General features: G+C 68.1%; 20 protein-coding genes. 10 read left to right on the forward strand and 10 right to left on the reverse strand.

Going from position 1 to position 23,035, the window contains the following annotated elements:
- Positions 1-83: 83 nt before the first annotated feature.
- From KF688_17190 to KF688_17210, 5 genes are all read left to right on the forward strand, one after another.
- A complete protein-coding gene (locus KF688_17190) occupies positions 84-1,256 on the forward strand; it encodes a TlpA family protein disulfide reductase (protein ID MBX3427417.1) in 1,173 nt (390 codons plus the stop codon).
- 114 nt (positions 1,257-1,370) lie between these two features.
- On the forward strand, positions 1,371-2,867 hold the full coding sequence (locus KF688_17195) for an Nramp family divalent metal transporter (GenBank protein ID MBX3427418.1): 1,497 nt from the start codon (positions 1,371-1,373) through the stop codon (positions 2,865-2,867).
- A gap of 97 nt (positions 2,868-2,964) precedes the next feature.
- Positions 2,965-3,357: a hypothetical protein gene (locus KF688_17200; GenBank protein MBX3427419.1), complete on the forward strand. Its 393-nt coding sequence runs from the start codon at positions 2,965-2,967 to the stop codon at positions 3,355-3,357.
- Between the two features lie 117 nt (positions 3,358-3,474).
- Positions 3,475-4,575 (forward strand): peptide chain release factor 2, encoded by a 1,101-nt coding sequence (prfB, locus tag KF688_17205; protein ID MBX3427420.1) that lies wholly within the window; start codon positions 3,475-3,477, stop codon positions 4,573-4,575.
- Between the two features lie 392 nt (positions 4,576-4,967).
- Entirely contained in the window at positions 4,968-5,165 is a 198-nt protein-coding gene (locus KF688_17210; GenBank protein MBX3427421.1) for a cold shock domain-containing protein, read from the forward strand.
- 226 nt (positions 5,166-5,391) lie between these two features.
- Here the strand turns inward: KF688_17210 and KF688_17215 are convergent, their stop codons facing one another.
- The gene (locus KF688_17215) at positions 5,392-5,934 is read right to left on the reverse strand and encodes a hypothetical protein (protein ID MBX3427422.1); all 543 of its coding nucleotides are present in this window, start codon (positions 5,932-5,934) and stop codon (positions 5,392-5,394) included.
- A gap of 562 nt (positions 5,935-6,496) precedes the next feature.
- Entirely contained in the window at positions 6,497-7,057 is a 561-nt protein-coding gene (locus tag KF688_17220; protein MBX3427423.1) for a glycosyltransferase, read from the reverse strand.
- Positions 7,058-7,370: 313 nt separating this feature from the next.
- Between KF688_17220 and hisI the strand changes: the two genes are divergently transcribed.
- The 3 genes from hisI (at position 7,371) to KF688_17235 (ending at position 9,009) form a co-directional block, all read left to right on the forward strand.
- On the forward strand, positions 7,371-7,769 hold the full coding sequence (gene hisI, locus KF688_17225; protein ID MBX3427424.1) for a phosphoribosyl-AMP cyclohydrolase: 399 nt from the start codon (positions 7,371-7,373) through the stop codon (positions 7,767-7,769).
- Between the two features lie 127 nt (positions 7,770-7,896).
- The gene (locus tag KF688_17230; GenBank protein ID MBX3427425.1) at positions 7,897-8,361 is read left to right on the forward strand and encodes a RidA family protein; all 465 of its coding nucleotides are present in this window, start codon (positions 7,897-7,899) and stop codon (positions 8,359-8,361) included.
- Between the two features lie 6 nt (positions 8,362-8,367).
- Positions 8,368-9,009 (forward strand): hypothetical protein, encoded by a 642-nt coding sequence (locus KF688_17235; protein MBX3427426.1) that lies wholly within the window; start codon positions 8,368-8,370, stop codon positions 9,007-9,009.
- Between the two features lie 46 nt (positions 9,010-9,055).
- Here KF688_17235 and KF688_17240 read toward each other — a convergent pair whose 3' ends face one another.
- Positions 9,056-9,781 (reverse strand): DUF1080 domain-containing protein, encoded by a 726-nt coding sequence (locus tag KF688_17240; GenBank protein MBX3427427.1) that lies wholly within the window; start codon positions 9,779-9,781, stop codon positions 9,056-9,058.
- 347 nt (positions 9,782-10,128) lie between these two features.
- Here KF688_17240 and KF688_17245 point away from each other — a divergent pair, with 347 nt between their 5' ends.
- Complete coding sequence (locus KF688_17245) at positions 10,129-10,875, forward strand: hypothetical protein (GenBank protein MBX3427428.1); 747 nt, start codon at positions 10,129-10,131, stop codon at positions 10,873-10,875.
- Between the two features lie 52 nt (positions 10,876-10,927).
- Here the strand turns inward: KF688_17245 and KF688_17250 are convergent, their stop codons facing one another.
- Both KF688_17250 and KF688_17255 read right to left on the reverse strand, forming a co-directional pair.
- Positions 10,928-12,499 (reverse strand): cryptochrome/photolyase family protein, encoded by a 1,572-nt coding sequence (locus tag KF688_17250; GenBank protein MBX3427429.1) that lies wholly within the window; start codon positions 12,497-12,499, stop codon positions 10,928-10,930.
- A 119-nt stretch (positions 12,500-12,618) separates the two neighbouring features.
- The gene (locus KF688_17255) at positions 12,619-13,641 is read right to left on the reverse strand and encodes a fatty acid desaturase (protein MBX3427430.1); all 1,023 of its coding nucleotides are present in this window, start codon (positions 13,639-13,641) and stop codon (positions 12,619-12,621) included.
- A 447-nt stretch (positions 13,642-14,088) separates the two neighbouring features.
- Here KF688_17255 and KF688_17260 point away from each other — a divergent pair, with 447 nt between their 5' ends.
- Positions 14,089-15,216 carry a GNAT family N-acetyltransferase gene (locus KF688_17260; protein MBX3427431.1) on the forward strand — a complete coding sequence of 376 codons (1,128 nt, stop codon included), beginning with the start codon at positions 14,089-14,091 and terminating at the stop codon, positions 15,214-15,216.
- Here the strand turns inward: KF688_17260 and KF688_17265 are convergent.
- The 5 genes from KF688_17265 to KF688_17285 form a co-directional block, all read right to left on the reverse strand.
- Positions 15,165-16,127, reverse strand: a complete 963-nt coding sequence (locus KF688_17265; protein ID MBX3427432.1) for an SDR family oxidoreductase — start codon at positions 16,125-16,127, stop codon at positions 15,165-15,167. The genes KF688_17260 and KF688_17265 overlap by 52 nt on opposite strands.
- Positions 16,128-16,359: 232 nt before the next feature.
- A complete protein-coding gene (locus tag KF688_17270) occupies positions 16,360-17,232 on the reverse strand; it encodes a helix-turn-helix domain-containing protein (GenBank protein MBX3427433.1) in 873 nt (290 codons plus the stop codon).
- A 70-nt stretch (positions 17,233-17,302) separates the two neighbouring features.
- Positions 17,303-18,460 (reverse strand): 5-(carboxyamino)imidazole ribonucleotide synthase, encoded by a 1,158-nt coding sequence (locus KF688_17275; protein ID MBX3427434.1) that lies wholly within the window; start codon positions 18,458-18,460, stop codon positions 17,303-17,305.
- Between the two features lie 177 nt (positions 18,461-18,637).
- Entirely contained in the window at positions 18,638-20,491 is a 1,854-nt protein-coding gene (locus tag KF688_17280; protein ID MBX3427435.1) for a hypothetical protein, read from the reverse strand.
- On the reverse strand, positions 20,488-22,968 hold the full coding sequence (locus tag KF688_17285; protein ID MBX3427436.1) for a c-type cytochrome: 2,481 nt from the start codon (positions 22,966-22,968) through the stop codon (positions 20,488-20,490). Before KF688_17285 ends, KF688_17280 begins: the two co-directional genes overlap by 4 nt.
- Positions 22,969-23,035 lie beyond the last annotated feature (67 nt).

Consider the following 23,035-nt stretch of genomic DNA (forward strand, 5'->3'; position numbering starts at 1 on the left):
CGCCGCCCCGCGTGGGCCGTCGTCTTGCTCATCCGAGCTTGGAACTCGACGACGACGCGCCGTTCCCCTTTGCGGAGTCATTCATGTCGTCTGCCGTTTGGCGTCGTTGTCGTCAGAGCCGTCTGTTGTTCGCAGTCGCCCTGGCGGGAGTCGCCGCGGCGGCCGTGCCGGGCTTCGCCCAAGCCCCAGCCGCCCCGGCCGCCAAAATCGAGGAAGCCCCCGACGGCAGCACGGCCGAGATTCTCAAGTTCATCGAGCAGTTGGCCGAGCAAGAAGAGCCCGAGGAGGCGACCGAGGAGGAGCAGCTTGCCCTGCAACGGAAAGTGATCCGCAGCATCGCCGCGGCTGCCGCGAAGGCGATCGCCGCGAAGCCCGCCACGCCGGAGGAGGAAGCCCAGGCCTACTTCTACCGGCTGCAGGGGCTCGCCCTGGGGGTTCGCCTGGAGCTGCCCGACGCTGCCGACGATCTGGCCAAGGCCGTCGCCGCGGCGCGGAAGAGCAAGAACGAGGATGTCGCCGCGCTGGGCCTGAAGTTCTTCATCGAGGGTCGCCTTGGCGATTGGCCGAATCTCGAGGAGGACGAGCGGGCCGAGACGATCGCCGAGATCCTCGCCCCGCTCGAGCAGGGAGTCGTCGAGGGGAACCAGATTCAAACCGTGATGACGGTCGCTGACTTTCTGGAGATGCAGGAGGACCTGCCGCGGGCGGTCAAGCTGCTGAGCGCCGCGATTCCGCTCATCGAGAACAGCGACTTCCCCCGCCGCGAGGACGCCGTGAAGATGCTCGGCGGGGTGGCCCGCCGGCTCTCGCTGCCGGGCAAGACGATGGCGCTCGAGGGGACGCTTCTCGACGGCACCGATCTCGACTGGTCGCAGTACGAGGGGAAGGTCGTGTTGGTCGACTTTTGGGCGACTTGGTGCGGCCCCTGTCGGGCCGAACTCCCCAACGTGCTCAACATGTACAAGTCGTACCACGAGCAGGGCTTCGAGGTGCTGGGGATCAGTCTCGACGACGACCCCAAGCAGGCGGCCTCGTTCATCGAGAAGATGGAGATTCCCTGGGCCACGCTGTTCAGCGACGACAAGAACGCCCGCGGCTGGGAAGATCCCCGCGCCGTCGAGTACGGCGTGACCGGCATCCCGCTGGCGATCCTGCTCGACCAAGAGGGCAAGGTCGTCAGCCTGCAGGCCCGCGGCGACAACCTCAAGCGTGAGCTTCACAAACTGCTCGGCCCGCCGAAGTCCGCAGCGGAGTAAGCGACTGCGGCTCGCGCCGCTCAACCCGTCGGCTCCCTGAGCCGAAGGCGCCGCCGGCTACGACGCTTTGCAAAGCGTCAACGCTCGCTTCTCACCCCCTCGCCGGTCTGTTGCGTGAACGCCTCGCCCCGTGACACCGGCAACCTGTCCCCCGTCGAACCTCCGCCGCCGTGCGCGGCGCTGGCAGGGCCGTGGTCGCTTGGCAAAGCGGGGCGGGTCGCGCGCCTCTTCGGTCCTGCGGCGATCGTCGCCTCGGTGGCGATCGGCGCCGGCGAAACGATCATCGTCGTCCGCACCGGCGCCTTCTTTGCCTACGGCCTGCTGTGGATGGTGCTCGCCAGCGTTCTGGTGAAGGGGATCATGGTCCCCTATCTCTTGGGACGATACACGGCGATCAGCGGCGAGTCGTTCGGCCACAAGATCGTCCGTCTGCCGGGGCCGCGCGGATGGCTGTTGGTCCTGCTCGCCGTGCTGGAACTGGCGGCCGCGGGACCCTTGTGGGCCGCGATCGCCCGACCCAGCGGCGAGCTCCTGGGATACCTCGTCTACGGCGAGGGCGTCGGCCAGCATGCCGACGTCACGCGCATGCTTGCGATCGCGTTCATGGCGCTGGCGTTGGGGCTCAGCTTGGCCCTGTCGTACGAGGGGCTCGAACGGCAACAGTTGATCATCTGCGGCGCCTTGGTGCTCGGCACGGTCGTCGGCACGGCGCTGGTGCAACCCGACCTGCGGGCCGCACTGGCGGGATTTCTGTCGTTCGGTCGCATTCCTGACGTCCTGCCCGGCGCCCCTGCGGATTTTCGTCAGCACGCCCCGGCGATGCTGGCCGTGACGTTCGGTTACGTCGGCGGCAGCGTGATGACGTACCTGGTCTATCCCGACTGGATCGCGCTGCACGGGTGGGGGATGACCTCGCATCCGCGGCTCGAGGAGATTCGCCGCCGGGCCGCCGTCGGGGCGCCCGAAGACTATCTGCCGACCGACCCGGTCGCGGTGAAGGCGGTCCGCCGTTCGATCGCTCCGCTCAAATGGGACGTTGCCTGCGGGGCGATCGTGCTGCTGGTGGTCACGGCCGCTTTCATGACGGCCGGCGCCGCAGTGATCTCCCCGCAGGTCGCGGCCGGAACGCTCAGCGGGGCGTTCGCGGGGTGGAGCCTGCTGACCAGTCAGGCGTCGATCTGGCAGACAATTCACCCGACGCTCGTGTGGGTCTACTACGCCTGCGTGCTGGCCGCGTTGTGGGGGACGCTGCAGGCGTATCCCGACATCTACGCCCGCTGCGTCGCCGAGTACGCCGACGCGATCTGGCCGCAACGCCCCTGGAGCCAACCGCGGATACAGCGCTGGATCTGCGCGTACGTGTTCATGGCCGCGACGGCGTTCATCTGGAGCGACGCAAACTTCGACCTGCTGACGACCCTCACGGCCTTCCTGGCGACGAACCTGGGAGTGGCGATCGCAGTGCTCGCGGCGCTCTATCTCAACTTCCAACTCCCCCGGGCGTATCGCACCGGCGGCCCAGCGCTGGTCGGCGGACTGCTCGCCGCCGCGGCGATGATCGCCGCCTCGGCCGTCGCCGCTTGGGGCGTGTGGCAGAAGCTCGTGGGGTGAGCTCGCCGGCAACTCGCTCCGGGGAACTGCCGCGGGGGCTCCCTGGGGGCTCGCTTCGCACGCCCCCTGCCGCGTTCCCGTTTGCTACAATCCCCCGATGCTCGACGCCGAATACACCGTCTATCGCCCGCGGCGAATTCGTCTGCGGACTTGGTTCCTGCTGATCGCGGGGCTGCTCGTGGCGTGGAGCGTCGCCAGCTACTGGGCCGAGTACCGCGACGCTGCGGCTCGCCGGGCGCGCGAGAACATGGCCCCCGCCGCCGGCGCCTGGTGCACGATCGTGTTCCGCAGCGACGCCGTGGGAGTCGTCCGCTCGGGCCCCCGGGCGATCGAGTTGGACGGCACGCATAACTACCTCGCCGGCTCGTTTGTACGGATGAACGACCAATGGATCGTCCTCCGGACCGGCCGTGGTCGCGAAGGGGCTCCCTCGCGCGAGGTCTGGATCCCCCGCGAGCAGGTCCTGCAAATGGAACTCGGCGGCCCGTGAGCCGCGGCGACGTCAGGCCCTCGTCGGACCGGCGGCGGCTCCCTATAATCCTCTGCTTGAGTTCCCCCCTCGCCCCTCGCCGGGAGTCCCCATCGATGCTCGACAGCCAATACTACGATCGCGCCCGGGCGATCCGCGAGGCGATTGTCCAGCTACGGGACTCTCTTTGACGCCCCCGGCAAGAACGACCGCATCGCGGCGATCGACGACCAGATGGGGGCGCCCGACTTCTGGAACGACCAGGAACGGGCCCAGCAGATCGTGGGCGAGCGGAAGGCCCTGCTGGCCGTCGTCCGCCCGCTGGCCGCGATCCAGAAGGGGAGCGAGGACCTCGAGGCGATGCTCGAAATGGCCGCGGAGGATCCCGCGTTCGCCGAGGAAGTTCCCGCTGAGGTCGAACGACTCGAGGGGACGCTCGAAGACCTCAAGCTCAAGGCCTTGCTGAACGGCCCGCACGACGGGGCCGGAGCGCTGGTGACGATCAACGCCCGCGACGGGGGGACCGACGCCAACGACTGGGCCGAGATGCTGCTGCGGATGTACATCCACTGGGCCCAAAAGAACGACTACGCGACCGAGCTGATCGATCGCCAGGACAACGAACAGGCGGGGATCAACAGCGCGACCCTCGCCGTGCGGGGGCCGATGGCGTACGGCTATCTCCGCGGCGAGACCGGCATGCACCGGCTCGTGCGGATCAGCCCCTTCAACAGTGAAGGCAAGCGTCAGACGAGCTTCGCGGCCGTCGACGTCTCGCCGGAGATTTCCGACTCGGTCGAGGTCGAGATCAACGACAGCGACATCCGCGAGGACACGTATCGCGCCAGCGGCGCCGGCGGGCAGCACGTCAACAAGACCTCGAGCGCCATTCGGCTGACCCACATGCCCACGGGGATCGTGGTCACGTGCCAAAGCGAACGCAGCCAGCACAAGAACCGCGCCACTGCGTGGAAGATGCTCCGCTCGCGGATGGTGCAGCGGGAGGAAGAGAAGCGCGAGCAGGAAGAAGCGATCAAGTACCAGCGCCAGGCGAAGACCGGCTTCGGGTCGCAGATTCGCAACTACTTCCTTCACCCCGACCAACGGGTGAAGGACGCGCGCACGAAGTACCAGCAGACGAACTTCCACGCCGTGCTGGACGGCGAAATCCAAGGGTTTCTCGACGCGGTGCTCCGCTGGCGCGCCGGCCAGCCGGTCGAGGAGGACGACGACGAGTAGTCCGCCCTGTCGCCGCGACGCGGTTCGTCCGATTCAGCGTAACCGGACGAAGCCCTCGTTCCTCGCGATCGCAAGCGAGAATATCCGGCGATTCTTCGATTGACTTCGCCATGTCCTGCGTGGTATGATAGTCGAGCTTGCGGATAGCGAAGGCGATTGCGAGATGTTTTGCCAGCCGGCCGGCCGCGGTCGACTGCCTACTCTTTCTTCCCTCGCCCCTTCGCGGGGGAGGCTCTCACGGCTTCCCTGCGTTCGGCTCCTTGGGTGGCTCTTTTGCTCGCCGCGAGCGTCCGTCTCCCTGTCGGGGGACGTCTGTGACTTGGCCCTCGGCGATTGGCACGGCGCGGGGGGCTGCGTTTTACGTTTTTGCTGCGTGCCGGGAGATTTGCGAAGTGTCGCAAGGTACGATCAAGAAGCTGACGGACAAAGGTTTTGGTTTCATCAAGGGTGAGAGCGGCGAGCTGTTCTTTCACCACTCGGCCGTCGTGAACAGCGACTTCGACAGCCTCCGCGAGGGGCAGGAAGTTGAGTACACCGAGGGTCGCGGTCCCAAGGGCCCGCGGGCTGAAACCGTGAAAGTGGTCTCGTAACGCTTGCCTCGCCTTCACGGCGATCCTAAACGCTGCGAACAGTCGACCGCCCGGCAAGCTTCGGTTTGCCGGGCGGTTGTTTTTTTTGCGCTGATCGCAAGGAGCAGAACACGCCGAGGGGCTGAGGGCGCAGAGAGAGCGGGCAGGCTCCGGATTGTCTCGACAAAGGTCCCCTGCGCCCTCAGCGCCTCGGCGTGCGTCCGCGGTTGCGACGCGGATCGCCCCGCTACGATCCCAAATCGCCGAACAGACTGTCCGGGATCGTCCGCTCGGCGATCCGGCCCAATTCGTCCTGCGTGCGTCGCTGGCCGACCGAGTGCCACGGCGAGACGTCCTGCAGTTCGGGCATGACGTCGACGAGTTGCCCGATCAGCATGTCGGCCAGCCGGCGAGCGGCGGGGGTGTGGGCCGACTCGGCCAGGCTCTTGGCCGTCTTCATCGCTCGCAGCAGTCGGGCCCGGACGTCGACCGGGGCCGACAGGGGGCCTTCGCTGTCAATCAGCAGGTCGGCCAACGGCACTTCGAGCGCCTGCTGCCAATCGAGGAGCTGCGAGAGTCGCAGGTCGGCGGTCGGCTCTTCCTGGCAGCGGGCGTCCTGCATGCTGATGTTCAGCTTGCGGGCGACCGAGCGCACCGAGACCCCCTGTTGCTGCCGGACCTCGGCGATGCGGTGCAGCTTGCGCGACGGCGACGGAGCCGACAGGCGGGGCGAGACGGGCTGGGGGGAATTCAAACCGCCAATTTCGAAATTGTAATCGACCGTACTCATGGCATGGGCCTCCCCTCTCGCCGTTCCGGGGCGAGAGCAATCGTGTCCGAGGGACGAGAACGGCTTCAGCGGCAAGGGCGGCCGAGCGCAGGGAGCGCAGGAGACGACCAGCGGCGAAGCACCGGCGAAGATAAGTCCCGCAAGAGCACGCTTGCCGCCGTCAGTGCGATGCAAGCTGCGAAATACTGCCGAACGCCTAATCGATCGACCAGATCGAATCTTGCCCTGGCGTCGGCGGGAAAAGCAGGAGTCGCTGGCCGGCGACTCCGCAGCCATTCATGCCGGTGGCATCATAAACGCGCCGGGGCGGCTCGACAAGCGTCGCCGGAGAAATCGCAGACTGCCGCCGCTCGGAACGACGTGCAGCCGGCAAGCGTCGCCGAGCGATTGCCGAATTGCAAGTGCTTTCACGTTCCGCCCAAGAACCTCGCTTGCTGCTGGCGCAGGAAGCGTTTGCATGCTTGACGGACACTCGCGCGAGGGGAACTTGACTCGGCGTTTTCTCCCCAAGGTCGCGCGTTCAGAACGTGCGTTGCAGGGGACCGCGCTGAAGCTTGGCGGCCTACGGATTCGTCGCCGGCGAACCGGTGAACGCTGCAAGCAAATTGGCGCCCAGCGACAGGGGCGCCGGGGCGTGGCGTCGACGCGGTTCGACGCCCGGTTCCAGGGCCAGCCGGCGAAAGCCGAGGACGGTGCGATGGGCTGCTTGCAGCCGGGCGTTCAGGCTGGTCACCGCGGCGAACCGCCGCGAGCCGCGCGACTCGCCCGCTTCCCGGCGAGCCGGGGCGGCTTCGCTTCGCAGGATCGTCGCCAGTTCCTCCAGATCGATCGCCGAGGCGCCGTCGTGAGCGATCACTTCGCTCACCCCCAACGACCTCCGCACGCGCTCGAGCGCCGCGCCGAGACCTCGTTGGAACGGTTGCCGCAGCACGTGCACTTGCGGGTAGCGGACGGCCAATTCGCACGCCGTTTCGTAGGTTTCGTCGGTCGAGCCGTCGTCGACGATCACCAACTGGAATCCCCCCCCGGGCCCCATGGCCAGGCTCAACACCGCATCGACCGTCGCCCGCAGGGTCCGTTCGCCGTTGTGGATTGGGAGCACGATCGTCGCGCGGGAATTCATAGCGAGGTCTCCAAGCCGCGAGTCGACAACGAGGGAGGGGTCCGCGGCGACGAGGGACGGGGAGGGCGTCGCCCAGCCGGGTTCAGGAAGCCCGACCGTTAGATTCATCGGGCGGTCCGACGGGCAACTGGAATCGCGGGCTCCAGACGCCGACGGCGCCATCCGCACGCATCGCGCGGGTCGTGAGGTTCGCAGCGCGAGAGCCGGTCGTACGCTGCCGCGGGCTGTCGCGAGGACCGGTTTTGCCGTTGAGGCCCGGCACTGGTATGCTGAGTCCTCGCCTAGCGCCGTCTCCGCCCTTGTCGTGGCCGTCATGTCTCGCCTCCCCGACTTTTCTGACCCCGACGCCTTGCTGCCAGTCGTCGCCCAGGATGCCGCGACCGGGGCCGTGCTGATGGTCGCCTTCATGAACGAGGCCGCTTGGCAGGCGACTCTCGCCACGGGCGAGGCGACCTACTTTAGCCGCAGCCGGGGGCGGTTGTGGAAAAAGGGCGAGACCAGCGGCCATGTCCAACGGGTTCGCGAGGCGTTGGTCGATTGCGACGGCGACGCGATCCTGCTCAAGGTCGAGCAGTTCGGCGGGGCCGCCTGTCACGAAGGATACGCGAGCTGCTTCTTTCGCCGCCGCGCCGGCGAGCGATGGGAGACGGTCGGCGAGCGCCTGTTCGACCCCGCGGCCGTGTACGGGGCGAAGGACTCGGCCGCCCAGTAAACCGCAACTCCCGCTTTGCCGTCCGACAGCCTAGGTTTCCCTGATGAGGCCATGTCATCCGCGGTACTGAAGAAACTGCTTTCACCTTGCATCACGCCGCCATCGTTTACGCAAAGGACGTCCGACCTTGAGTCTTGAATCGCGCATCGTTGAGCTTGGTCTGGAGCTGCCGCAGCTCCCCGCTGCGCTGGGTCTCTATCGCCCCGTGCTGGTCGTGGGAAATCTGGCCTACCTGTCGGGTCACGGACCGCTGCGGGCCGACGGCACGTTCGTCAAGGGGAAGGCGGGCGTCGACTTCGACGTCGCCGCGGCCAAGGAGGGGGCGCGGCTCACCGCGCTCGCCAGTCTCGCCTCGTTGCGAACCGCGCTGGGATCGCTTGATCGCGTCCGGCGATTGGTGAAGACGATGGGGCTGGTCAATTCCGCCCCCGAGTTCGTCGACCACCCGGCTGTGATCAACGGGTTCAGCGAAGTGATGCGCGACGTCCTGGGCGAGGAGGCCGGCCTCGGCGCTCGCAGCGCGTTCGGCGCCGCAGCCCTGCCGGCGGGCTGGGTCGTCGAAATCGAGTCGGTGTTTGAAATCGAGGCGTAACGCCCGATGGCCGACCCCGCACTTCAGGACTTCGCCGACTCGCCGTGCGCGGCGTGGCTCGACGGTCCGGCGACCGCGACGGACCTGCGACTTCGCGTCGAGTTCCGCCACGTCGGCGACCGGTATGCCCATCGCGTGGTCGTCGTCGCCAGCGACGGACAGATTGCACCGGCGTTGGAGTCGCTCGAAGGCGCCGACGGCGATCCCTGGCCCGAGAGCCCGGCCCTGCAGGCGCTCAACCGGGATCAACTGGTGCGGGCCGCCGACGCGGGCCAAGCGACCGTGGCGGCCCTGGTGGGGATGAGCGGCGCCTGCCACTGGTCGCTGGGGATCGAGCCGAGGAGCGAACCTGCCGGTCCGGGGCTGCTGTTCGACGCCGCCTGCCGGATCAAGCGACTTCCCCCCGCGTTGGGAAGCCGTTACTGCCTCGCTCCCGGCGCCGAGAGCTGCGCAGGACTCGGCGGCGAGGTCGTCGTCACAGCGGCCGACGGCCGGTGGCGACTGCGACTCGCCCCGGTCGCGGACGAGCCGCTTGACTGCACGCTCGATGGCGCGCAACTCCGCATCCGGCGGCCCGTCGATCCCGCGACGGGGCTGCCGACGACGCTTCGCTGGCGGTACGCGGTGCAGTTGCTCGCGCCGGAGTGACGCCGGGGCGAAGCGGTCGCCGCCGCCGCGCAATCGTCGGGGACCGTCACTGCATCTGATCGATCGGCACGATCTTGTCGCCGATGCGCTTCGCGGGGGGCTCGGTCTGTACGCCGCGGATCGGCTTCAGCTCGCGGATCCAGATGTTCCGGAACCGCACCGGGTCGCCGTGGTCCTGCAGCTTGATCGGCTGCCGGCTGTCGTGCGGCGTGTAGATCGGGGGCCGAGCGTAGGGGGTGTCTCCCTTGAGCTGGAAGTGATTCTGGATCAGCACCCCGTTGTGCAACGCCGTGATCGCCGCCGGCGAGGCGAGCGACCCGTCGTCGTTGAACCGCGGCGCCGTCCAGATGACGTCGTATACGTTCCACTCGCCCGGGGGGCGCATCACATTGACCTGCGGGGGCTGCTGTTTGTAGATCGCTCCGGCTTGGCCGTCGAAGTAGGTCTTGTTCTGGTACGAGTCGAGCACTTGCAGCTCGTACGGGCCGAAGAAGACCCCGCTGTTGCTGCGCTGCTGGCTTTCGCGCGTGACGCCGGTCGGGGCCGACCACTCGATATGGAGTTGGCAATCGCCGAACGACTGTTTCGAGTAAATGTCTCCCTTGCCGGCGACCGCTGCATCGTCGACGACCTTCCAGTTGTCGGCGCCGTTCCAGGCAGAGAGGTCCTTGCCGTCGAACAGAATCACCGCGTCCGAGGGGGGCGCCCCGGGCTCGCTGCCGGGGGTCACCACCGGGGGCTCGGGCCATTTGACGCCGGGGAGGTACTCCATGGCCGCGGCCGGCAGGACGACGGCGCCGGACAGGACGACGGCCCCGAACAGAACGGCGGCCGGCACGCTGCGGCTGGGCCGGACGATTTCACGCTGCATCTTCATCGCACGAGTTGCCCCTGAGAAATTCTGACAAGAGAGGCCGCAGCGCCCCGTGATCGCCGGGGCTCGAGCGGGCCGTTACGGCGGTCGATTATGGGCCGGCGCACTGGGCAGGGCAACCAGTTTCTGCGGGCCAGGGTCATTGCCAGCCGGGGCCCGTTGGGCGAAAATTCGGGGCCCGGCGGGCAATTCGCCCCGCGGGTCTCAGCCGCTTGTTTCCCAACTCCGCCCCCCGCGTCGCGCCCATGTTCGCCGAGAATATCGAGCAGATCAAACAGGACTGGACCGACAAGTACGTCGTCGTCGATGCGACTCTGCCCGAGTTGGCCCGGTTTCGCGAGTTGGTCGGCCAAGTGAAGACCGTCAACATGAGCGGTCGGGCGCTGGTCGAGTTCATGGACTACCACCTGAACGTCGGCTGGTACGACATCGATCGGGCGTACTTGAAGCAGGTCCCCAAGCCCGAACCGAGGCCGGCCGAGGCCAAGGCGAAACCGGCGGCCAAGCCGGCGGCCGAGAAGAAGCCCGCGGCCGATGCGGGCGCGAAGAAGCTCTCGCCGTTGGAGTTGGCCCGGCAACAAGGCGCCGGCGGCGCCGCGAAGCCTGCGGGGGCCAAGACCTCGACGGCCGACATTTTGGCCGCCGCGCGCGGCGGCGCCGCGCCGGCCAGGAGCGACAAGCCCGCAGCCAAACCGGCCGAAGCAAAGCCGGCCCCGGCAGCGAGCGGCGCCCCGGCCAAGGTCGACCGGGCGAAGATGTCGGTCGCCGACATGTTGGCGATGGCGCGCGGAGACAAACCGGGCGGCGCCCCCCCGGCCAGCAAACCGGCCGAGCCGGTCGCCCCCCCGCAGGAGGAAGCCAAGGCCGCCGCCGAAACCGTCGCTGCGGCGCCCGCCCCTTCGACCGAGCCCGCCCAGCCGCAGCGCGTCGACAAGTCGGGAATGGACGTCGACCAGATGCTCGCTTACTGCCGGCAAACCGACGGACGATAGCGGGCAAGCTTGCGGTTTGACGTTTGGCTGGAGCGCTTGCAGGCGTTTCCGATCAGCGTTTTCCGATCCCGTCGCGATCCTCGTCCAGGCGGTCGCGTACCCGTGCGGCTTGCGTGCGGATCGCGCGAAGCTCTTCGGCGCTCTTTCGCCGGAGGTTGTTCATCTGAAATCCCATTCGCGGGTTCGCGGCGAGCTTGCTCTCATGCCGCGCCAGAAAGTCCCAGTACAGGGTGGTCAGCGGACACGCGTCGGGGCCGGTCGCGCTGGCCGGGTTGAATCGACACCTCTGGCAGTAGTCGCTCATCCGCTGGACGTACTTGCCGGTCGCGGCGTACGGCTTGCTCGCCATGATCCCGCCGTCGGCATACTGGCTCATTCCCAGCGTGTTGGGCAGCTCGACCCACTCGACCGCGTCGACGAACACAGCCAGATACCACTGGTGAACCTGCCGGGGATCGATCCCGGCCAGAAGCGCGTAGAGCCCTGTGACCATCAACCGCTGGATGTGGTGAGCGTAGCCGAGCCGCAACGTCTGACCGATCGCCTGCCGCAGGCAGTTCATTTCCGTTTGGCCGGTCCAGTAGAACCGCGGCAAGTCGCGGTCGGCCCCCAGTTCGTTGAGCTCCAGGTACTCGGGCATGAACCGCCAGTAGACTCCCCGCACATACTCGCGCCAGCCAAGGATCTGACGAACAAACCCTTCTGCAGCTGACAACGGGGCATCGCCTCGTCGATAAGCCGCCTCGGCCGCGGCGACCGCGGCGCGGGGATCAAGAAGCTTCAGGTTCAACGCCGCACTAAGCCGCGCGTGATAGAGCCACGGCTCGTCGGTCCACATCGCGTCTTGGCACTTGCCGAACATCGGCAGGCGATGCTCGATAAAATCGTCGAGCGCCGCGGTCGCTTGTTCGGGGGTCACAGGCCAATCAAACGCGGCGAGATCTCCAGGATGGTCGGCGAATCGCTCGCGGACCAACTGCAGCACGTCGGCCGTGACAACGTCGGGGGCGAACGACCGCGGCGGCTCAATTGCGCCCGGTCCGGTCCGGCCGAACGAACCGCGGTTCTGGTCGTCGTAGTTCCAGGCGCCGCCGACCGGCTCGCCCTCGTCAAGCAGCACTGCGTGCTTCCTGCGAAGCTCTCGGTAGAAGTACTCCTGTCGGAGTCGCTTCCGCGAGTCGGCGTGGGCGTTGAATTCGTCGAGCGTCGCCAAGAAGTGCTCGTCGGGGCGAATCTCGAGCGGGAGTCCGGCCTTCCGGGCGACCGCCTCGAGCGCCGCACGGACGCGGTGCTCGCCCGGCTCGACGACGACCAGCCGCTCAGGCCGCAGTCGCTCGATCGCGGCGGCCAGTTCCGCGGCGAGCGTGCCGCGGTTGTCGCGGTCATCGAGCTGTGCGTAATGAACCGTAAAGCCTTGCGCCCGCAGCCAGTCGCGGTAATGTCGCATCGCGGCCAGAAAGATCGCGATTCGCGCCTGGTGCGACCAAACGTGGGTCGCCTCGCCGGCGACCTCGGCCATCCACACCGCGTCGCACCGCGGGTCGAAGTCGCGCAGCACCGCCGACCGGCGGTCAAGCTGATCCCCCAGAACCAGGCAAAGGCGGCGAACGACGGGCGCACTCATGCGCCCAGAACCGCAAGGGAAGGTCGACGACCACGGGGATGATTGACGTTTGACGTGCGATTTTTGGCGCTTGATTGCCGTCCTGTCGCGGCCGGGGCCAAAAAGTCAACTTTCAAGCGTCAAACGTCCCCCGCCTCCGCGACGACGTCGCTGGCGAAATCTTCGGCGTCGGCCGGCAGACTCGCATCAGTCGGCGCGGCCCCGGCGTTCACGCCGCAACCTGGATTGCGCCACAGGCAGGGCAGCATCGCGAGCGTGGCCTTCCAGTACCGCTCGTACGCCGGATAGGTCGTCTCCGGGTTCGCGCCGCGATACTCGTCCAGCTTCGATTCGAGCTGGGTATGCACAAGCCGCGGATGCCGATGGTGCGGCCCGTGGATGAAGATGTCGAAGTTCAGAAACGAGCTGAGTCGCAGCAGCCACTTGCGCGGCAGCACGGTGCGCGTCCCCAACAGCGGGTCGAAGCTGGCCATCCCCAGGTGCTCGGTGAACTTGCGGCCGGTCTGCATGAGCGCGGCCAGATACATCGGCAACAGCACGCACCGTGCATGCCGCGGCCACCAACCCAGGCAGGCGACGACGCCCCAGATGACGCTCCACAAGGCGACGATGCCGACGTACTCCCAGCGGATCGTCTGCCGGATTGCAGGGGATTTGATCGGCGACTTCGCCGAGAAGTAGATCCGGCCGTAGATGATCGGCCCGGCGATTACCCCGGCGAGCAAGTCGAACCAGACGAACGCCCGACGAAACGCCAGCGACGCGTCAGGGTCCGTGTAGGGCCACAATTCCCAATCGCGGGGCGAATTGAGATAAGCATGATGCCGGATGTGGGCCTCGCGATAAGTCGTGTAGGGGGTGAACATGAAAGCGCCCAACAGCCGCCCCCACAACACCGACCAGAACCGCGACTTCCACAGCGTTTGATGCGCCGCTTCGTGCAGGGCGCTCGTCCAGCAGAACATCATGGTCGCGGTGAACAGCGCCATGATTGCCGCCAGCCACGGCCGGTCGGCCACGTACGTCGTGTCGGCGATCAGCATCCCTGCGGCCGCGAGCGGCACCGACGCAAGCCGCGGCAAGGTTTGCTTCTCGTCGAGGTGCTCGAGTTCAGCGGCGGTGAAGTTGGTCGTCGCGCCCACGCCTAGGTTCCGTTGTTAATTGCGCCTGTCTCGGAGGCGACTCCTCCGCCGGCGCCGCGATCCTCGCTCCGTCTCAATAAAGCGGGCCGGAGTCGCGGCAATCCAGAGCTTGCTGAAACGGTGTGTTCCGGAACGGACCGGGACGCACGAGCGGCCGCTCGCCGACGTCTCGGGCGAGCCGATCGTGCGCGGATGCTTGAGTCTCCGGGCGATGCCGGGGCGTCCGTGCGGGAAGAACCGTCCGGCATCCGCATGCCAGACGGAGGTGCGGCAGGGCTCGGCAGTCGTCAAACTCGCGACAATCGCCGCAAGGCGACCCAACTGCCCAGTTCCCCAACTTTACCCCGCGTTCTGGCGTCGGTCAATTTGCGGGGGAGCCGGGGGCCGGCTACGCTCGATACAAAGGCGGCCAAAGCCCGCCCGACACGCAGGAACCCGCACATCCCCATGCCCCCCGCCTCCCACGAGACCGCCGGCGTGCATTGGGAGACGACGCTCGCCGAGGCGGAGACCCTCGACGCCCAGCCCGAGCTGGTCGCCAACTTCAACCACTTCCAACGCTACTCGACCTCGGCGACCGAGCTTTCCTGGGCCGTGCTGCGGCGGAGCGGACAACTGGTCGCCGCGGCGCCGGTCGTTCGCTTGCGGCGGCGCTCCGTCACCGACCTGCTGCAAACGGCGTGGCGGAGACGATTGGGGTGGCTTGCCCCGGTGCTGCGCAAAACGACGCTGCTGGTCGACACGGCGTTCTTGGCCTTCGACCCGGCGAGCCCTTTTCTCGTCGCTCCCGAGGAAGATCGCCGCACGGCGAAGCAGACCATCGCCGACTTTCTCTGCCGGCAGAAGAAGGTCGACACGGTCTGGATCGCCGAACCTCCCGCCGAGGCGACGTGGGCCGCCGGGGGCAAGTTCGACCAATTCCATACGCTGCCGATGGTCGCGATCGATCTGGCCGGGAGCGATTCGTTCGACGCCTATTTGGCGACGCTTTCCAAGAAACGCCGTCGCAACTATCGTCACGAGAGCGAGGCGTTCGCCGCGGTCGGCGCGACGATCGAGGTCGTCGAGGGGCCGCTCGCCGCTCGGCCCGAGCTGCTCGCCGCGCTCGTCGACTGCCTCCGCGCGAGCGAAGCCCGCAGCGATCTGAGCGTCCCCTTCAACGACGTGCTCATCAGCCCGCAGGCCTTCGCCGCCCAGCCGCAGACGGCGCTGGTGGCGCGCGTCGGAGACCGGGCGGTCGGATTCATGAGCTTTCTGCAGGCGGGCGACCGGTGGATGCAGGTCCACGGGGGGCTCGACTACGGCCTGTCGCTCGAAGCGTACGCGTACCACAACCTCATCTACGCCGCGGTGCGCGAGGCGATTGCCCGCGGCTGTCGAGCCGTCACGATGGGGCCCTTGAACAACGAGACCAAACGCCGCGCGGGGACCGATCTGTCGCCGATCGTGGCCAGCGTCTGGAATCGATTTCCGGTCGACCGGATCGTCGCCCGGGGGTGGCTGTTTCCTCGGCTGGCGATCTATCAGGGTCCGCTCAGCGACGGCTCGACCGCGGCCGCTCCGCGCGGCGTCTGAACGATGGGTTCACGCTCGCGGTGCGGGGCCCCCGGCAGCGGCTCGTCGGGCCGTTTGCCCAGCGAGCCGATCGTCCGCGCCAGCGCCCGATCCCACAGCAGGGTCGGCAACAGGGCTTGGGCGATCGCCAGCCCGAGGGCGTCCCACCCCACGCGGTATTGAGCGCGCGGCCAGCGTGCGGAGAGGGCCTTGAGCACGACCCGGGCGACCGCGTCGGGCGCGGTGCGCGACTTGGCGCCCCGTTCGTTGAACTTGGCGGTGCGCGTCAGCGGCAAGGCGTACCCCGGCGCCAGTTCCGCGGGGACGCGCCGCGCCGCGGCGGCGATGCTCGCCCGGGCTTTGGCGAAGATCGGCGTGCGAACTTGCCCGGGGCGAATCACCGAGACCGGGATCCCCCACGGCCGCAGTTCGACCCGCAGCGCCGCCGACATCGCCTCGAGCGCGAATTTTGTCGCCGAGTACCCGCCGACCATCGGCAGACTGGTCGTGCCGTTCATGCTCGTGATGTTGACGATCCGCCCCCCGCCGCGACGCAACAAGGGCAACATCGCTTGGATCACGCGCAGGGGTCCCAGCGCGTTGACGTCGAACAACTGCGCCAGCTCCTCGACGTCGGTCAGTTCCAGCGGCGCCGGCATGCCCAGGCCTGCGTTGTTGACCACGCCGTACAAACCGTGGGGAACCTCGCGCTCGATCCGCTCGGCGGCCGCTTTGACCTGTTCGGCACAGGTCACGTCCAGCACCAGCGGCGTCAGCGCATCGCCCAGCGCCGCCTGCAACTCGGCCGCAGCGGCTTCCGAGCGGACCCCGGCGAAGACATGGCGCCCGGACTCGATGAGCGACTTGACGGTCGCGCGGCCGATTCCGGACGAGGCGCCGGTCACGAGGACGGCGCGAGTTGGCAAGGGCATCAGAACGATCGCTGGGAAGGAGGATGCGGCGTGCGGGGGAGCAGGACTCTCCGAGTCGCGCGGGCCGCTCGAACGGCGCCGCGATCAGCCGCCATCATAGCGGTTCGCACGGATCGCTGCACGAACCTTGCGGAAACTACGTCAGGCGCCAGCCAGGGGGCGTTCGACGACTCGGTCGCGTCAAGCCAGCACAACTCGCCTCGGAACGTCCGGAGCCGATGCGCCGGCAGAGTCAGTCGCCTCGCGGACGCCCCGCAGGGTTCGGCAATTGCTGCTCGTACTCCTGCAGGAACGCTTGCGGGGTGCGGCCGGTTTGGCGTTTGAAGATACGGTAGAAGTGGCTCGCGTCGCGGAATCCCGCTTCGAGCGCCGAACCGAGCACGTTGTGCGTCTCGCGCATCCGCCGCGAGGCGAACTCGATCCGCCGCCGCGTCACGTACTGGTTGACCGTCATCCCCATGTGCCGGCGGAAGTGCTCGGTGTACGAGCGATAGCTCATGTCGGCCAGCTCGGCGAGTTCGCCGATCCGCACCGGTTCGAGGAGCCGATCCTCGAGCGCCGCGAGGCTGGCCGCGAACCCGCGCTGGTCCTCCCCCGCGCCGCGGCGCCGTTCGACCGCTCGCCGCAGCAGCACGAGCAGGTGAATCGCGTGCGCGTGCACCAGCGCAGCCCGCGCAGGGCGCTCGCTTCCCAGCTCCAACAACAGCGCGCGAAACACGCGGCGGTATTCACCCGAATCGTAAGCTGTAGCGAACCGCAGCGGCACGCTCGTCGGCCAGGACGCAATCAGTTCGCTCCACGCCAGGGCGACGCTCGTCGGCGTCGCGACGACCGCCGGGGCGAGCCCCGTGATCGCAAGCGTCAGCGGCGACTCGGGATCGTCGACGAACCGATGCACCGTCCCGGCGGGGATCCGCACGACGTCGTCAATCGCCAATCGCGTCGTCCGCCCGGCCGACTCGACGGCGCCGCGCCCCGCGTCGACCAGCACCAGCTCGTCGAACTCGTGCGACTCGGCCGGCATCTCGAACCCCGGCGCATGCCGACTGGCGAACGCCGCGACGCCGAAGTCGGGCATCACCAGCGGGGCAGGCGTCGTTCGCAAAGCGGGGTCCATCACGCCCGCAGAGCCTATCGCGCCGCAAGTCAAAGGACAAGCAACGCGGCGCTGGAGGCTAGCGACCGACTCGCAGTCGTCGGCGACCCGCGATCGCTGCGGCACGGGCGGCGTCTGCATCGGCGGCCAGGGCGGTCAGGTGGCCCATTTTGCGGCCCGGGCGGGCGCTCGTTTTGCCGTACAGGTGGAGTCGCAGTTGCGGGTCGGCCAGCACTTCGGGCCAGTCGGGCTCGCCCGGCGACCACAAGTCGCCCAACAGGTTGGCCATCGAGGCGCCTCCCACGAGCGGCTCGAACGATCCGAGCGGCAAATTGCACACTGCTCGCACTTGCTGCTCGAACTGCGACGTGCGACAGGCGTCGATCGTCAGATGCCCTGAGTTGTGCGGCCGGGGGGCGATTTCGTTGACCAGCAGCCGACCGTCGCGCGTCAGAAAGAACTCGACGCACAACAGCCCGACCGCGTCGAGCTGATGCGCGATCGTCGTGGCGATTTCGGTCGCCGCAGGGGCGAACGGCGCCAGCGACGGATCAGGGAAGGTCGATACGTCGAGAATGTGGTCGGCATGATCGTTGGCCACGGGCCCGAAGGAAGCCATCTCCCCCGCCGGACTGCGGGCCACGAGCATCGACAATTCGCACTGGAAGTCGACGAACCCCTCGAGGATGCACGGCTGCCCCCCTAACACGGCGTGGGCTGCGGCGGCATCCTCGGGCGATCGCACCAGCGATTGTCCTTTGCCGTCGTAGCCCCACGCGGCCGTCTTGAGCACGGCAGGGAGCCCGACGGCGGGAATCGCCGCCGCGAGGTCCGCCGTCGTCGTCGCCTCGGCGAACGGCGAGCAGGGGACGCCGATGCGCTCCAGGAATCGTTTCTCGCGCAGTCGGTCCTGTACCGTGTGGAGCACGAACCCCGAGGGGCGCACCGGGGCGTGACGGCCGGCGGTCTCGGTCGCGATCGGGGCGATGTTCTCGAACTCGAGGGTGACCACCGCGACGCTCGCCGCGAATTCGCTGACCGCGGCGACGTCCTCGAACGCCCCCACGCTTTGCCGCCAGCAGACGTCGGCCGCCGGGGCGTCGTGCTCAGGGGCGTACACGCGGACGCGGTAACCGAGCCGCGTGGCGGCCATGGCGAACATTCGCCCCAACTGCCCGCTGCCGAGCACGCCGAGCGTGGCGCCCGGAAGGATGCGGCTGGAAGAGTCGTCGGCCACGGCACACTCGATCGGAGCAAGGAAATGGAGAACGGCTGCAACGCGTCAGCCCGCCCCCCGAGCCGCGAGGCGTCAGCCCGCGGAGCCAAGGCGCCCTATTCAACCACGACGATGCCCTGTTGCCCAGCGGTCTGTTCGCCTGTGTCGGAACGTCGCCGAACCACGCGGATTCGGCCGTTACGGGACGGGATATCGCGAAGGGATCATCGGGCCTTCGTCGCTCACGAGACCGGCTGTGCGGGGGTCGGACAACAGATCGGTCACGGCAACCGCTTTCCCGTCGACAAGCGCCGCGTTGCGGATCAGTCGCACGCCGTGGCTATAGTCGACGTACCAGTCGACATGGACGATCGTGAGGGGTTGAATCGGCTCGCCGTCGAGTTTCCGCCAGCCGTAGATCGCCACGCGATCGGGGCGCTCGAAGATGCGGGGCGAGAGGACCACGTCCTTTTTCGCCCCCGTGACGAGAGCCTCCAGGGAGTTCGTGCCGCGCTGGATTTCGATCCTGCGATTCGACTCGACGAACGCGGCGACGCTCTCACGATCCTCGGTGAGGGGCTGCGGGGCAAGTCGCACCGTCGCTGCGGCGTCGATCGCGTCGACCAACTTGCGGGTGGGAAGCGTGCAGCCGAGCCGGTCCGCCAACCGCTGGGCCGTTTGCGGCGTCATCGGGATCCGCAGAAAGTCGGCGTCGCTTCCCACGGCCAGCACGTCGGGTGCGACTTCGACGACGACCTCGATTGACCGACCGTCGGCGTCGGTCGCCGGGATTGCGACGCGCTGAAGCTTGCGCAGAAACTCGGGAACGTTCCCTGCGGCGATCTCGGCGAAGATCGCCGCCTCGCGCCGCTCGCGCGGCAGGTCGGCAACTCGGCGGGCGAACTCCGTGCCGCCGATCGCACCCGCGGGGCGCGGGGGGAACGCCAGGGGGGGCAGCTCTGCGAGCGGCGGGAGCGCCGCCGCGGCCGAACGGTCCGCCGGATCGGCCGGGGTCGGCGCCGGCTGAATCCACGACGCGTACGCCCGCGGACCGCCGAACGATCCCCAGCGCTCTGCGAGCGGCGTGCGAGTCGTCAACGCATGGAGCAGGCCGTTCATCTCCCCCACCAGCGCGGTGTGAAGAATCTTGTTCTCGGGGTTCTTGTGGACCCACGCCCGAATCTGACCGCCGAGTCCCTCGTAGGCGACGAACGGTTCGCCGTCGGTGCGAACGAGCGGAACCCCCGCGGCGGCGAAGGCGTCGGCCATGCGCCGCGTGGCGCGGTACGTGCCGCCGGTCTCGCCGACGACCTTCTTCCCCTGGAACGTGACCTCGCGATCGTCGTAGGCGAGGACGACCAACCGCCGCGCGGGATCGCCGCGGAGCCAGTCGAGCAGCTTCGCAGCGTGCTTGGCGGCGTCGAACGAGTAGTTGGCGTCGAGAAACGCGATCGTGTCGATCCACGCGGGGATCGCGGCGTGCCCCTCGATGACGCCGTGCAAAAAGCTTCCCCCGCCGCTGTGGGCGGCCAGCGCGACCGGCGCGTCGTCGGTCAGCTCTTGCCGCCAGCGGTCCAGCAGGGCGACGATCGTGTCGTCGGCGTCGGCGCGGGAAGCCCGCCACGCGGGCCAACTGAGGCCCTGGGCCTCGACGACCGCGAGCACGTATCGCTCCTGCGGCGAGATCGTTCGCAGCAACCGCGTTTGAGCGGCGACGTGTTGGATGTCGAAATGCCAATCGAGCCTCTCGGCCGCCCGGCACCCGAGCGTCTGTTCGAGCGTGTTGCCGTTGGGGAGCGCAAACAGCACGAGCCGCGTCGACTTGAGCGTGCTGACGCCGTCGAGCGGATAGTTGACGTGGATCCGCACGCCTGCGGGTTCCGTGCGGGTTCCCCACGATTCCTGAAACCAGGGCGAGCGGATCAACCAGGCCGCCGGCTCGGCAGCGCAAGCTCCGGCGATCGTCGCCGCGATGATCAAGCAACTCGCGCTGCGAACGAGCGACGCGCCCAGCGCCCGCGGTTCAGGTGGTGCCGGGTCGCCTTGTCTCATCGCGCACCGCTCCGCAAGAAGGCGACCAGATCGGCGATCTCTTCGCCGGCGAGCGTGTCGAGCAACCCCGCGGGCATCGGCGAGACGTCCGAGGGGCGCTGATCCTCCAAGTCCTCGCGGCTGAATTTCACGTACTTGGTCGGATCGAGGAAGTCGGTTGATACGAAGATCTCCTCGCCGTGCATGTTGCTCACCCGGCCGGTGAAGACCCGGCCGTTCACCGTGAACCGGGTCTGTTGATACTGGTCGGAGATCGTCGTATCGGGTTCGACGATCGCCCGCAGCAGATCGCTCAATGCGAATCGCCCCCCGGCGCCGGTCAGGTCGGGGCCGACCATCGCCCCGCGACCGGCGAACACATGGCAATTCGCGCACAGGGCCGCTGTGAACAAACGACGGCCGTTGTCCAAATCGCGGTCCTCTCCCGCGGCCTCGACGGCGGCGATCGCCTCGTCGAGCGTCCACTTCTGCACGAAGGGCCGGGCCGGAATCGCCTCGAGCGGGGTCGTCGGTTGCTCGAACGACTTGGCAAGCTCCGCGGCGAGCGCGGTTCGCTCCGCGGCGGTCAGCGATTGAAGCGCCCGATTGCGGATCTCGACGAGCGACTTGAAGGCGCCCGCGTTCGTCTCAGCCGCGGCCCGGCGACACCAAGCGAAGAACTGCCGCCGCTCATCGATCGTCCAGTCGGCGGAAATCGCGCTTGCCGCGCGGGCGGCGTCGAACCCCTCGCTGAGGGTCGGGGCCTCGGTCAATCGGGCGAGAAGCCGCTCTTTGATCCGCGGCGCCGCCAGCCGCACCAACAACGGCGCCAACTGGGCGTCAAACTCCGCGTTGCCCGACGGGTGCAACGGGTCGAGCCGCGCCAGCAGTTTCTGCCGATTCTCGGGCGAGAGCCCCAACCGCAGCACGCCCAATGACGCGGCGCGGACGTAGTCGAACTGGTCGCTCTCGGGGAGGGCCGCGCAGTCGATGCGTCGCAGCGACTCGGTCCACACGTCCCCCAAGGCGGCGCTCCCCATACGGGCCATCGCGACCAGTGCTGCAATCCGGCGGCGCGGGTCAGGTTCGTTGAGCGCCGCTTCGCCCCAGCGTTGAATCGGCTGTTGCTCCAAGACGATCCGCGCCGCCGAGCGGAGCGCGGGGTCGTTGCTCGCCAGATACGGCCACGCCTTGTCCACAGCCCCCTCGGGGGCGCCGACGTGGAACGCTTCGAGTTCCCGCCGTTTGCGACGGGCCTCGCCGGCAGCGGCGGCCTGTTGCGAGTCGACGTCCGCGGTCAACTCTTCCGCCGCCGCGTCGCCGCCGACCCAGGCGATGCGATACAGCCCCGATTCGATCTTGCGCCCCCCGACAACAAAGTACAGGGCGCCATCGACGGGGTTCGCGACAAGATCGGTCACCGGCAACGGCAGGCCCGCGGCGAATTGTTCGTACTTGCCGCGATAGCTGGCGCCCTCGGGTCGCAGATGGACGGCGTAGATCTTGCCGTAGCTCCACTCGCCGGCGAACATCGCGCGGCGATACTTGGGGGGGAACTTCGTGTGCGTGCCGAATTCGAGCCCCGTGGGAGACCCCGGTCCGACGTCGACCGCGGGGGGGAGCGAGTCGATGGCGCCGGCGGGCCAGACGCCGTCGGTCGCACGCCAGCCGAAGTCGACCCCGCTGGTCACGTGGCAAACGCGGGTGGGCCGATACCAAGGGAGCCCCACGTCTCCTTCGTTGTCGGAGTCGAAGGTGAACAGTTCGCCGTCCGGATCGAACGCAATGTCGTACACGTTGCGCAAGCCCGCGGCGTAGAGCTCCATGAGCTCGCCGTTGAGATCCGTCCGCGCGATCCAGCCCCCCGGCGCCTCGAATTGCCCGGGGACGAATTCCGCGGCGAACAGCGGCGGCAACAGGCGGTCGTCCTGCCACGCCTTGGGAACGCGGGTGCGGTCGTACATTGGCAACCGGGTCGCGTTGCCGCAGCAGACGTACAGCGACCGCTTGTTCGGGCCGACGACGACCGCGTGCGGCCCATGCTCGCCGACGTTGCTCCACACGCGAAGCTGTTCGACATGGTCGTAGCGGTCGTCGCCGGTGGAATCGCTCAACCGGTAGAGCCCCGAGGTGAGCGACCCGCGAACCCCGTTGAGCATGACGTAGAGCTTGCCGTCGAGACAGGCGAGCCCCTGAGCCATGCCGATGCCCAGATCGATTTTGTCGACCTTCGTCCGTGCGGCCGGGGTTCCCGGAGGAGGAGGGGTGATGCGATACAACGCCCCTTCCTGGTCCGAGGCGATCAACCGTCCGAGCTCGTCGACGGTCAGCGACACCCACGAACCCTCGACCTCCAGCGGCGGAGCGTAAATCAACTCCGCGCGAAATCCGGGGAGAACGCGGATGTCGGCGGTCGGCTTGGCGACGGCGTCGGCGGCAACGCCCGTTGCGATCGCGACGAGGGCGCAAAACGCCAAGCCGCAATTGCGGTTTAACACGGCGAAAGAGGTCGGCTGCATCCCTTGATGATACTCGCTCCAGGCCGCTCGCACAGCGACGACGCGC

This window comes from Pirellulales bacterium (genome assembly GCA_019636345.1).
Taxonomy (GTDB): Bacteria; Planctomycetota; Planctomycetia; order Pirellulales; family Lacipirellulaceae.

Bases quoted from the DNA above. Each gene is read 5' to 3' on its own strand.
- KF688_17280 (MBX3427435.1), bottom strand. From the start codon at position 20,491: ATGAGACAAGGCGACCCGGCACCACCTGAACCGCGGGCGCTGGGCGCG.
- KF688_17190 (MBX3427417.1), top strand. From the start codon at position 84: ATGTCGTCTGCCGTTTGGCGTCGTTGTCGTCAGAGCCGTCTGTTGTTC.
- KF688_17265 (MBX3427432.1), bottom strand. From the start codon at position 16,127: ATGCCCTTGCCAACTCGCGCCGTCCTCGTGACCGGCGCCTCGTCCGGA.
- KF688_17220 (MBX3427423.1), bottom strand. From the start codon at position 7,057: ATGAATTCCCGCGCGACGATCGTGCTCCCAATCCACAACGGCGAACGG.
- KF688_17260 (MBX3427431.1), top strand. From the start codon at position 14,089: ATGCCCCCCGCCTCCCACGAGACCGCCGGCGTGCATTGGGAGACGACG.
- KF688_17200 (MBX3427419.1), top strand. From the start codon at position 2,965: ATGCTCGACGCCGAATACACCGTCTATCGCCCGCGGCGAATTCGTCTG.
- KF688_17245 (MBX3427428.1), top strand. From the start codon at position 10,129: ATGTTCGCCGAGAATATCGAGCAGATCAAACAGGACTGGACCGACAAG.
- KF688_17240 (MBX3427427.1), bottom strand. From the start codon at position 9,781: ATGGAGTACCTCCCCGGCGTCAAATGGCCCGAGCCCCCGGTGGTGACC.
- KF688_17250 (MBX3427429.1), bottom strand. From the start codon at position 12,499: ATGAGTGCGCCCGTCGTTCGCCGCCTTTGCCTGGTTCTGGGGGATCAG.
- KF688_17215 (MBX3427422.1), bottom strand. From the start codon at position 5,934: ATGAGTACGGTCGATTACAATTTCGAAATTGGCGGTTTGAATTCCCCC.
- KF688_17235 (MBX3427426.1), top strand. From the start codon at position 8,368: ATGGCCGACCCCGCACTTCAGGACTTCGCCGACTCGCCGTGCGCGGCG.
- hisI (MBX3427424.1), top strand. From the start codon at position 7,371: ATGTCTCGCCTCCCCGACTTTTCTGACCCCGACGCCTTGCTGCCAGTC.